Source organism: Embleya sp. NPDC055664 (assembly GCF_053618075.1).
Map to the genome: position 1 here is coordinate 156,132 of NZ_JBSHGZ010000005.1, position 10,940 is coordinate 167,071.

Genomic DNA, 10,940 nt, shown 5'->3' on the forward strand with positions numbered 1-10,940 from the left:
GGCGGGCGCCAATAGAGTGCACGCCATGCGTGCTCAACTTCTGGCCCGGGCGACCCTGCCGTCCCTGTGGAGTCTCGACCGCATCCCGGGGGCGGCGGCCTGGCTCGCCCACGGCGTGGACGGTTCCCTCGTCGTGCTCGACGACTCGTTGGCGGTGGTCCGCGAGATCCGGCTGCCCGGGGACTGGAAGGGGGGCCACTCGGTCACCCCCGACCTGGCCCGCTTCGTCGCCTCGACACCCGATCGAGTGGTGGTGCTCGACGCCGACGGCACCGAGGTGTGGTCCCACCCACACGTGCCCTGGCAGGCCGAGGAGGCCGGGTCGAGCGCGGTCACCGCGGTCGGGATCTGGGCGGTGGTCCGCACCGCCGAGGGCGACCGGTGCGTGCTGCTCGACGCCGCGGACGGCGCGCCGCGCGTGATCCGGCCGGTGGCCCCCGCCACCGTCGGCTCCGAGTTGATCCCGCACCCCGACGGCGTACATCTGGGCCTGGCCGCGTCGCACGCGGACGAGGCGTACCGGATCTTCGTCCTCGCCTCGGCCGGTTCGGAGGAGGTCGCCGAGGTGCCGCCGGGGGAGAGCCGGGTGCTCACCGACATCCATGCGTCGGGGCTGATGATGCTGACCACGCCGATCGAGGCCGGCCCGCTGTCCCTGGTGCGCTTCCCGGACGGCGCGGTGATAGCGGCCCGACCGAGCGAGCAGGTCTTCCCCGACCCGGACGAGGTCTTCGACATCTACGCCGGCTTCCTGCGCCGCGACCTCGTGCTCGCGGCCTCCTCGGGCGAGCGGCACGTGCTGTTCTCGGTGCCGGACCTGCGTGCCATCGCGGAGATCGAGTACCCCGAGGACGCGCCGCGCGAATGGCTCGTGGTGCGCTCCGACGGCATCTGGCTGACCGCCGACGCGGAGTCGGGGACGGTCTGCGCCTGGACGCTGGAGACGGTCGGCTGACCCGACATCCGTGGCCGATCGGGCGGCCGATCGGCCACGAATGTGACGCGAGTGCGTACCGGTGTTCGAGTCGACTCTCGGGAAATAAGCCCATTGGCGGGAAATATGTCGCTTATGGTGCAGTCGTGATCACGGGTGGCTAGCGTGAGGAGACCTGCTCGGAATCGGAACCTCCGGTTCCCCTCGGTGTCCGCCGCTTGGAGGGAGACCGCATGCCTCGCCGATCGTTCATCCGCACCGCAGTCCCTGCCGGACTCGCCGCCGTCCTCGTCCTCACGCTCACGCCCGGAGCGCTCGCCGACGACCCCGGCGGCGCCGGATACCCCGATGCCGACCAGGTGCGCCGGGCCCACGACGCGGTCACCGGCAAGGTCGACGACGTCGGCCGGATCGAGGCCGAACTCGATCGCGACGCGAGCGATCTGGCCCGGCTCGACATCCGCGCCGAGGCCGCCGTCGAGGAGTACAACGGCGCCGTGGTGCTGCGGCAGCAGGCCCAGGACCGGGCCGCTGCCGCCGACGGGTACCTGCGCACCGCCGACGCCCGCCTGACCCGGGCCCGGGACGAACTCGGCCGACTGGCCGCGCAGACCTACCGGATGGGCGGCGGCGCGGGGCTCGGGGTCTTCCAGGCGATGCTCGGCGCCGATTCGCCCGGCGACCTGCTCTCTCGGATGGAGAGCCTGCGGCGGATCTCCCAGGACAGCGACGACACACTCCGGCGCGGCACCGCCGCCGTGCACGACGCCGCGGTCGCCAAGACCGACGCCGAACACGGCGCGGAGGCGGCCGGCCGGGCGACCGACGCGGTACGCGCGGCCAAGGACCGGGTCGAGGCCGAACTCGCCGCTCAGCAGAGCCGGGTCCACGAGATCACCGCCCGACACACCGCGCTGCTGGCCGAGTTGGCCACGCTGAAGCAGACCTCGATCGATCTGGAGACGCAGCGCCGCGACGGCCGGGCCGCCGAGGCGCAACGACGCGCCGAGGAGGAGGCCCGGGCCCGGGCCGAGGCCGACGCGGCCCGCGAACAGGCGCGCCAGGAGAAGGAGGAGGCCGACCGGCGGGCGGAGCAGGCGCGCCTGGCCGAGGTGGCCCACGAGCAAGAGGCGGCCCACGAGCAGGAGGCGGCGCGCGAGCAAGACGTGGCCGGCGAGCAGGAGGCGGCCCGACCCGGGAAGCCGAGCACCGCCGCCAAGCCCGTCGAGCCGGCCGCGAAGCCCACCAAGCGGGTCGACCCCGTGGCCGCGAGCAAGCCCGACCGCTCCGGCGACAAGGCCGCGCCCGACCCCGCCGGCGCGACCGCCGCGATCGCCTACGCGAAGGCCCAACTCGGCAAGCCCTACGTCTGGGGCGGCGAGGGCCCGAGCGGCTTCGACTGCTCCGGCCTGGTCATGCAGGCCTGGCGCCGGGCGGGCGTGCAGATGGCCCACTTCGCCGCCACCCAGTACTTCGAGAGCACGCCCGTGTCGTACAAGAACCTGCGCCCGGGCGACCTGGTCTTCTGGACCGAGACCAAGAGCGCCTCCGACATCCACCACGTCGCGATGTACCTGGGCGGCGACAAGATGATCCACGCGCCGCGCACCGGCGACGTGGTCAAGATCAGCAACCTGTTCTACATGGGCACCCCGGACTACTACGCCCGCCCGTCCTGACCACGCCCGCGCGGATCCCGACGCGAAACACGGGCGCGAAAAGCACGGACGCCGATCGGCGGCAGCACCCCGAGGGGTGGCTGCCGCCGATCGGCGTTCGTCCGGATCGGGCTACCGGGTCAGTGGTGACCCTGCTCGGTGAGCCGCTTGCGCGAGGCCTCGACCTCGGCCTCGGCGTCGTCGCGGCCGACCCAGTTCGCGCCCTCGACCGACTTGCCCGGCTCCAGGTCCTTGTAGACCTCGAAGAAGTGCTGGATCTCCAGGCGGTCGAACTCCGAGACGTGGTGGATGTCACGCAGGTGCTCCACGCGCGGGTCCGTGGCCGGAACGCACAGGACCTTGTCGTCGCCGCCGGCCTCGTCCGTCATCCGGAACATGCCGATGGCGCGGCAGCGCACCTGGACGCCCGGGAAGGTCGGCTCGTCCAGCAGCACCAGCGCGTCCAGCGGGTCACCGTCCTCACCGAGGGTGTCCTCGATGAAGCCGTAGTCCGCCGGGTAGCGCGTCGAGGTGAACAACATGCGGTCGAGCCGGATGCGACCGGTCTCGTGGTCCACCTCGTACTTGTTGCGCGATCCCCGGGGGATCTCGATGGTGACGTCGAACTCCAAGGCTCCTCCATGTGCTGCGCCGGGACCGTTGCCGGGACCGTTAGGGTCGTTCTGTCCGCGAGGCCGAACCCGGCACAGGTCCCGGACAGAACCTGATCTGCACTCAGTGTCTCGCATGGCCGGTGGTCCGGCGGAAGGGGATGGTCTCGCGTGCCCGGCATGAGGAGCAAAGCGATCGCCGCGGCGTTGGCGGCCGTGCTGCTGGCCGTGCTCGTGACCCTCGTCCACGGATCGTGGAAGGGCGAGCGCTTGAGCGCCCGGGGCGACGACGGCACCCGTCGGGTCGCCGCGACGGCCGCGCCGCCCGTGCTCGTGCCGGTGTCCGGGGACCCGGCCGGAGCGACCCCGACCGAGGCCGGCATCCGGGCCGTGCTCGAACCGCTGGGCCGCACCAGCGCGCTGGGCGCGCCGCCCGCGGTCGCCGTCGTCGACGCGCTGACCGGGCGCCTGCTGTACGGCGCCAACCAGGACCGCGCGGCGACGCCCGCGTCCACCACCAAGATCACCACGGCGGTGGCCGCGCTCACCGCGCCCGGCCCCGACCACCGGATCGCCACCCGCGTGGTGCCCGGTCCCACGCCCGGCACGATCGTTCTGGTCGGCGGCGGGGACCCCACGCTGACCGCGCTCGACGGCCGGCAGTACAACGGCTACCAGCCCGCGCGCCTCTCCGACCTGGCGGCGGCGACCGCGGTGGCGCTCAAGGCGAGTGGGACCACGCAGGTCAAGCTCCAGTACGACACCTCGCTCTACACCGGCCCCGCGCTGCACGCGATCGGCGTCAACGAGAACATCGCCCCCGTGGTGTCGCTGATGGTCGACGAGGGCCGGGTGGACCCGACCGTGGTCGGCAAGGAGAGCAACCGGGTGCCTTCCCCGGGCGTCGACGCGGCGAAGAAATTCGCCACGATGCTCAAGACCGCGGGCGTCACGGTCGACGGCGCGCCGACCCCCGGCACCGCGCCCGGCGGCGGCGCGCCCGAACTCGCCTCCGTACAGTCCCCGCCGCTGTCCGCGATCGTCGAGCAGATGCTCACCGTCAGCGACAACGACCTGGCCGAGGCGCTGCTGCGGCAGGTCGCGATCGCCAAGGGGCAGCCCGCGAGCTTTCAGGGCGGCACCGCCGCGGCCCGGCAGGTCCTGGAGGGCTTGGGCGTGACCTACGGCGCCTCCAACCTCAAGGACGGCAGCGGCCTGGACAAGGAGAACCGGCTCACCCCGCAGACCCTCGTGCAGGCCCTCTCGACCGCCGCGTCCGGCGCCCACCCCGAACTGCGCCGGGCGCTGACCGGACTGCCGATCGCAGGCTTCACCGGCACGCTGACCGACCGGTACGGGCCGAACAGCGGCGCCGCCGACGCGGCCGGCGTGGTCCGGGCCAAGACCGGCTCGCTGACCGGGGTCAGCACGCTGTCCGGCCTGGTACGCGACCGCGACGGCCGACTCCTCGCCTTCGCGATACTGGCCGACCGGTTCACCGGCGACCCCGATCCGGCCCGCGCCGCGATCGACCGGATGGCCGCCGCGCTGGCCGACTGCGGCTGCGGCACCGCCGGCTGACCCGCGTTCGTCCCGCCGGCGCGCCGGTTCGTGGGCCGGCAAAACCGGAACCCGATCCGAACGCGGACCCCCGATCCTCTTTCGGGGCCGCTTCGAGCACGTAACGTGGCCGTATGACGAGCGGCAACGGTGCGGACATGATCGATTGGGACCTGGCCGTGGCGACGGCGAACCGGCTCGTGCGGCCGGGCCCCGACGTCGGGCGGGACGAGGCACGGGCCGTGGTCGCGGAACTGCGCGCACACGCCAAGACGTCCGAGGAGCACGTACGGGCCTTCACCGGACTCGACGCCGGCGACAACGACACCCCGGTTCTGGTGGTGGACCGACCCGGCTGGGCCCGCGCCAACGTGCAGGGCTTCCGGCACGTGCTGCGCCCGCTCCTGGACAAGGTGGAGGAGCGCCGCGAGACGATGCCCGGCGGCGCCGCCCTGGGCGCGGTCGGCGGCAAGGTGACCGGCCTGGAACTGGGCACCCTGCTCGCGTTCCTGTCCTCGCGCGTGCTCGGCCAGTACGAGACATTCGCCCCGCAGACCCCGGGCGCGACCGGGCGCGGCCCCGGCCGACTGCTCCTGGTCGCCCCGAACATCGTCCAGGTCGAGCGCGAACTGGGCGTGGATCCGCACGACTTCCGACTGTGGGTGTGCCTGCACGAGGAGACCCACCGCACCCAGTTCACCGCCGTACCGTGGCTGCGCGACCACCTGGAACAGGAGATCCACGGCTTCCTGGGGCAGACCGAGGTGGATCCGTCCGCCGTGCTCGGCCGGCTGCGCGAGGCGGTCTCCGCGTTCGCCGGCGCGCGCCGCGGCGGGGGCACCGGCGAGGGCGAGGGTGAGGGCGCCTCGCTGGTCGAACTGGTCCAGACGCCCGAGCAGCGCGAGATCCTGGGCCGGATCACCGCGGTGATGTCGCTCCTGGAGGGGCACGCCGACTTCGTGATGGACGGGGTCGGACCGCAGGTCATCCCCACCGTCACGGAGATCCGGGAGAAGTTCGCCGAGCGCCGCGCGCAGGGCACCGGGCGGTTCGACCTGGCACTGCGCAAGCTGCTCGGGATGGACGCGAAGTTGCGCCAGTACCGCGACGGCGAGCGGTTCGTGCGCGAGGTCGTCGGCCGGGTCGGCATGGAGGGCTTCAACCGGGTGTGGACGTCGCCGAACACGCTGCCCACCAAGGCCGAGGTGGCCGACCCGGGCTCCTGGGTGGACCGGGTGCACGGCCGGGCGGGCACGGCCGACGAGGCCGGAGCCGAGGGACCGACCGACGCGGAGTGATCCGGGCGCCCGACCGGACGGTCCCGGCCGGCCCGCCGGGTGCCGTCCGGTCGATCGTCGGCCCGCCCGCGTCCTCATCCGGGCGACATCCGGCGGTGTCTGCGGCCCGAGTCGCTTCGGGTGACGTAGCGTGGGCAAACCAATTCTCTTCGGCACATCTCGCGGAGGCCGCGACCTCCGCTGACCGGCCGAACCGGAGGTGCAAGGAGGTGTCGTCGAGCCGTGGGACCCCATCCCGCCGTGGCCGCCACCAGGCTGGCCGTCCGCAATACCCTGCGCGACCTGCAACCGGGTGCTCTCGTCCTGGTCGCGTGCAGTGGTGGCGCGGACTCGTTGGCGCTCGCAGCGGCCACCGCGTTCGAGGCCCCGCGCGCGGGGCTGCGGGCCGGTGCCATCACCGTCGACCACGGCCTGCAGGCGGGCTCGACCCGTCGCGCCGTGGACCTGGTCGCCCGGCTGGGCGAGCTGGGCCTGACACCGGTCGAGGCGCTCGGCGTCACGGTCGGCACCCGCGGCGGCCCCGAGGGCGCCGCGCGCCTGGCCCGATACACCGCCCTGGACACCGCCGCCCGCACCCACGGCGCCGCGCTCGTATTGCTCGGACACACCCTGGAGGACCAGGCCGAGACCGTCCTGCTCGGGCTGGCCCGGGGCTCCGGCGCTCGATCCCTCGCGGGCATGCCGCCGCTGACCGGCCACTACCAGCGCCCGTTCCTGGACTTGGGCCGCGACATCACCCGGCAGGCCTGCGTCGCGCAGGACCTGCTGCCCTGGGAGGACCCGCACAACGCCGACCCCGCCTACACCCGGGCGCGGGTGCGGCACGAGGTGCTGCCGGTCCTGGAGAAGGCGCTCGGCCCCGGCGTGTCCGAGGCGCTGGCCCGCACCGCGCGGCTGTTCCGCGACGACGCGGAGGCGCTGGATCAGTGGGCGGACCGGGCCCAGGCCGACGTCACCCACGACGACGGCGAGCTGGAGGTGGCCGGCCTGGCCGAACTGCCCGCAGCGGTGCGCCGCCGCGTGCTGCGCCGCACCGCGGTCGTCGCGGGCAGCCCGTCCGGCGCGTTGTTCGCGCGCCACGTGGAGGCGGTGGAGAAGCTGGTCATCTCGTGGCACGGCCAGGGCCCCATCCACCTGCCCGGGGGCGTCGAGATACGCAGACGGTGTGGCAGGCTTCTCTTTCACCGGCCGGCTCAATCCTGACCGGTGCTCGCGGGGCTCTGTCGACAACTTCGTAGTAAGGCATGTGGTGGACGAGAAGGACATGGGCGCCGACCTCGAAAGGGTCCTCGTCACGCAGGAGGAGATCGAGGCGAAGCTCGTCGAGCTCGCCGAACGGATCGACGAGGACTACCGGGGCCAGGACCTGCTCCTCGTGGGCGTGCTCAAGGGCGCCGTCATGGTGATGGCCGACCTCGCCCGGGCGGTGCACTCGCCGGTCAAGATGGACTGGATGGCGGTGTCGTCCTACGGCTCCGGCACGAAGTCCTCCGGCGTCGTGCGCATCCTCAAGGATCTCGACGCGGACATCGCCGGTCGGCACGTCCTGGTCGTCGAGGACATCATCGACTCGGGTCTGACCCTGTCGTGGATGCTCGCCAACCTCACCTCGCGTGGTCCCGCCTCGCTGGAGGTGTGCGCGTTCTTCCGCAAGCCGGAGGCGGCCAAGGTCGACATCCCGGTCAAGTACGTGGGCTTCGACATCCCCAACGAGTTCGTGGTCGGCTACGGCCTCGACTACGCCGAGCGCTACCGCAATCTGCCGTTCGTCGGCACACTGGCCGAGCACGTATACGGCGGTTCGAAGCCGACCTGACCCGCTCGGGCACTCGGATCACGCCTTCGGGTTTGCGCGATCGACATCCGGTTGCAGCATCCGGGAACAAGGGGAACGTTTCCCCTCGTTGGAGGGTGCGTCGGGGGTCGATCCACGAAGGCGCGCATCGCGAGTGAACGCGCGGCGCGTTGGCGTGCGGACGCCCGGTGTACCGTCTAACGCAACGACATCCGATCAGCACGGGCGACCGTGCCGGGCGATACCGGACAGGCAACGTACCCGGGGGCCATGAGGCGCCCGGGTCAAAAGTCGGCAGGAGGGACGGGGCGTCTGCTGCCCCGCATCGATGGACGTCAAGCGCTATTTCCGCGGGCCGGTCATGTGGATCGCGCTGGCCGTCATTGCTGTGATCCTCCTGATGCAGCTCGTCTCCTCTTCGAGCGGCTTCAAGGGTGTCGACACCGGCAAGGCGATCCAGGCGATCCAGAACGACCAGGTCAAGTCAGCCAAGCTCATCGGCGGCAACGATCAGTCACTCGAGCTCACCCTGATCCCCGGGGTGAAGATCGACAAGCACAACAAGATCAAGACCTCCTACATCGACGAGCAGGGCGTGGAGATCCAGCGCCTGCTCCAGTCGAAGTACGAGCAGGGCAAGATCCAGGACTCGTACACGGTCAAGCTCAGCAAGCAGAGCACGATCGTCAGCATCCTGTTCTCCCTGCTGCCGTTCGTGCTCATCGTCGTGGTCTTCCTGTTCCTGATGAATCAGATGCAGGGCGGCGGCTCCCGAGTGATGAACTTCGGGAAGTCCAAGGCCAAGCTGATCTCCAAGGACACGCCGAAGACGACCTTCGCCGACGTGGCGGGTGCCGACGAGGCGGTCGAGGAACTGCACGAGATCAAGGAGTTCCTCCAGGAGCCCGCCAAGTTCCAGGCGGTCGGCGCGAAGATCCCCAAGGGTGTGCTGCTCTACGGCCCGCCCGGAACCGGCAAGACCCTGCTCGCCCGCGCGGTCGCGGGTGAGGCGGGCGTGCCGTTCTACTCGATCTCCGGTTCCGACTTCGTCGAGATGTTCGTCGGTGTCGGTGCCTCCCGGGTGCGCGACCTCTTCGAGCAGGCCAAGGCCAACGCGCCGGCGATCGTCTTCGTCGACGAGATCGACGCGGTCGGTCGACACCGCGGCGCGGGCATGGGCGGCGGCCACGACGAACGCGAGCAGACGCTCAACCAGCTGCTCGTCGAGATGGACGGCTTCGACGTCAAGGGCGGCGTGATCCTGATCGCCGCGACCAACCGGCCCGACATCCTGGACCCCGCGCTGCTGCGCCCGGGCCGCTTCGACCGGCAGATCGCGGTCGACCGCCCCGACATGCAGGGCCGCTGGGACATCCTCAAGGTGCACGCCAAGGGCAAGCCGGTCACCGACGACATCGACCTCAAGGCCGTCGCCCGGCGCACCCCCGGCTTCACGGGTGCCGACCTGGCCAACGTGCTCAACGAGGCGGCGCTGCTCACCGCCCGCTCCGACGCCAAGCTGATCGACGCGTTGGCGATGGACGAGGCGATCGACCGGGTCGTGGCCGGGCCGCAGAAGCGCACCCGGATCATGAGCGACAAGGAAAAGAAGATCACCGCGTACCACGAGGGCGGCCACGCCCTGGTGGCCCACGCGCTGCCGAACACCGACCCGGTGCACAAGATCACCATCCTGTCCCGGGGCCGGGCGCTCGGCTACACCATGGTCCTGCCGGAAGAGGACAAGTACTCCACCACCCGCAACGAGATGCTCGACCAGCTCGCCTACATGCTGGGCGGGCGCGCGGCGGAGGAACTGGTCTTCCACGACCCGACCACCGGCGCCTCGGACGACATCGAGAAGGCCACCGGCCTGGCCCGCTCGATGGTGACCCAGTACGGCATGACCGAGCGACTGGGCGCGATCAAGTTCGGCAACGACGGTGCCGAGCCCTTCCTGGGTCGTGAAATGGGTCACCAGCGCGACTACTCGGAAGAGGTCGCGGCTATCGTCGACGAAGAGGTCAAGCGGTTCATCGAGACCGCCCACAACGAAGCGTGGGAGATCCTCGTCGAGAACCGCGACGTGCTGGACAACCTGGTGCTGGAGCTGTTGGAGAAGGAGACCCTGGACAAGGCCCAGGTCGCCGAGATCTTCGCACCGGTCACCAAGCGTCCGGCCCGCCCGGCGTGGACCGGCTCCAGTCGGCGTCAGCCGTCCAGCCGCCCCCCCGTGATGACGCCCCGCGAGCTCACGCTCTCCGGCGGCGGCAGCGACAATGGGATTCTCAACGGCGGCGCGACCTCTGCGACGGGCACCACGACGGGGTCCGGTGGGGCGGTAGCGCACCCCGAGCCGCCGTCCGATTCTCCGGAGAACTGAACGTGACGATCGACCCGGTCACCTTCGACGGCCGTCCCGCCGTGGGTGAGTTCGACCAGGATCGCGCCGAGCGCGCGGTTCGGGAGCTGCTGCTCGCGGTCGGGGAGAACCCCGACCGCGAGGGCCTCAAGGACACCCCGGCGCGGGTGGCCAGGTCGTACCGGGAGATCTTCGCGGGACTTCGGCAGGAGCCGGAGGACGTGCTCACCACGACCTTCGACCTCGGCCACGACGAGCTGGTCCTGGTCAAGGACATCGAGGTCTACAGCACCTGCGAGCACCACCTGGTCACCTTCCACGGCGTAGCCCACGTGGGCTACATCCCGTCGGAGGACGGCCAGATCACCGGCCTGTCCAAGCTGGCCCGCCTGGTCGACGTCTACGCCAAGCGGCCGCAGGTGCAGGAGCGGCTGACCACGCAGATCGCCGACGCGCTGGTGAACATCCTGCGCCCGCGCGGGGTGATCGTGGTGGTCGAGTGCGAGCACCTGTGCATGACCATGCGCGGCATACGCAAGCCGGGTGCGCGCACGCTCACCTCGGCCGTACGCGGCCAGTTGTTGAACGCGGCCACCCGCGCCGAGGCGATGAGCCTGATCCTGAGTCGGTAGCGACCCGAGGACACCCGGTCGCGAGCCGACGAGGTGCCGATAACAAGTCGCGACGCAGTAGTCGGGGGTTGACCGGGCACTGCCCGGTCA

The 10,940-nt window shown here is 71.4% G+C and carries 9 protein-coding genes; 8 read left to right on the plus strand and 1 reads right to left on the minus strand.

Going from position 1 to position 10,940, the window contains the following annotated elements; all coding sequences use genetic code 11:
* Nucleotides 1-25 precede the first annotated feature (25 nt).
* Nucleotides 26-955: a hypothetical protein gene (locus tag ACWGR4_RS10875; protein ID WP_379998994.1), complete on the plus strand. Its 930-nt coding sequence runs from the start codon at nucleotides 26-28 to the stop codon at nucleotides 953-955.
* A 212-nt stretch (nucleotides 956-1,167) separates the two neighbouring features.
* Entirely contained in the window at nucleotides 1,168-2,613 is a 1,446-nt protein-coding gene (locus tag ACWGR4_RS10880; protein ID WP_452133762.1) for an NlpC/P60 family protein, read from the plus strand.
* Nucleotides 2,614-2,732: 119 nt separating this feature from the next.
* Here ACWGR4_RS10880 and ACWGR4_RS10885 read toward each other — a convergent pair whose 3' ends face one another.
* On the minus strand, nucleotides 2,733-3,224 hold the full coding sequence (locus ACWGR4_RS10885; protein WP_078976554.1) for an inorganic diphosphatase: 492 nt from the start codon (nucleotides 3,222-3,224) through the stop codon (nucleotides 2,733-2,735).
* A 159-nt stretch (nucleotides 3,225-3,383) separates the two neighbouring features.
* Between ACWGR4_RS10885 and dacB the strand changes: the two genes are divergently transcribed.
* The 6 genes from dacB to folE all read left to right on the plus strand — a co-directional run bounded on the left by dacB (nucleotide 3,384) and on the right by folE (nucleotide 10,850).
* Complete coding sequence (gene dacB, locus ACWGR4_RS10890) at nucleotides 3,384-4,784, plus strand: D-alanyl-D-alanine carboxypeptidase/D-alanyl-D-alanine endopeptidase (RefSeq protein ID WP_452133931.1); 1,401 nt, start codon at nucleotides 3,384-3,386, stop codon at nucleotides 4,782-4,784.
* Nucleotides 4,785-4,897: 113 nt separating this feature from the next.
* A complete protein-coding gene (locus ACWGR4_RS10895) occupies nucleotides 4,898-6,061 on the plus strand; it encodes a zinc-dependent metalloprotease (RefSeq protein WP_379999000.1) in 1,164 nt (387 codons plus the stop codon).
* Nucleotides 6,062-6,283: 222 nt separating this feature from the next.
* A complete protein-coding gene (gene tilS, locus ACWGR4_RS10900) occupies nucleotides 6,284-7,264 on the plus strand; it encodes a tRNA lysidine(34) synthetase TilS (RefSeq protein WP_379999002.1) in 981 nt (326 codons plus the stop codon).
* A 46-nt stretch (nucleotides 7,265-7,310) separates the two neighbouring features.
* Nucleotides 7,311-7,877, plus strand: coding sequence for a hypoxanthine phosphoribosyltransferase (hpt, locus tag ACWGR4_RS10905; protein WP_078979398.1), 567 nt, complete (start codon nucleotides 7,311-7,313; stop codon nucleotides 7,875-7,877).
* A gap of 307 nt (nucleotides 7,878-8,184) precedes the next feature.
* The gene (ftsH, locus tag ACWGR4_RS10910; protein WP_379999004.1) at nucleotides 8,185-10,239 is read left to right on the plus strand and encodes an ATP-dependent zinc metalloprotease FtsH; all 2,055 of its coding nucleotides are present in this window, start codon (nucleotides 8,185-8,187) and stop codon (nucleotides 10,237-10,239) included.
* Between the two features lie 2 nt (nucleotides 10,240-10,241).
* Nucleotides 10,242-10,850 (plus strand): GTP cyclohydrolase I FolE, encoded by a 609-nt coding sequence (folE, locus tag ACWGR4_RS10915; protein WP_078976559.1) that lies wholly within the window; start codon nucleotides 10,242-10,244, stop codon nucleotides 10,848-10,850.
* Nucleotides 10,851-10,940 lie beyond the last annotated feature (90 nt).

Coding starts and splice junctions, on each gene's coding strand:
- ACWGR4_RS10875 (WP_379998994.1), top strand. CDS start 26: ATGCGTGCTCAACTTCTGGCCCGGGCGACCCTGCCGTCCCTGTGGAGT.
- ACWGR4_RS10880 (WP_452133762.1), top strand. CDS start 1,168: ATGCCTCGCCGATCGTTCATCCGCACCGCAGTCCCTGCCGGACTCGCC.
- dacB (WP_452133931.1), top strand. CDS start 3,384: ATGAGGAGCAAAGCGATCGCCGCGGCGTTGGCGGCCGTGCTGCTGGCC.
- ACWGR4_RS10895 (WP_379999000.1), top strand. CDS start 4,898: ATGACGAGCGGCAACGGTGCGGACATGATCGATTGGGACCTGGCCGTG.
- ftsH (WP_379999004.1), top strand. CDS start 8,185: ATGGACGTCAAGCGCTATTTCCGCGGGCCGGTCATGTGGATCGCGCTG.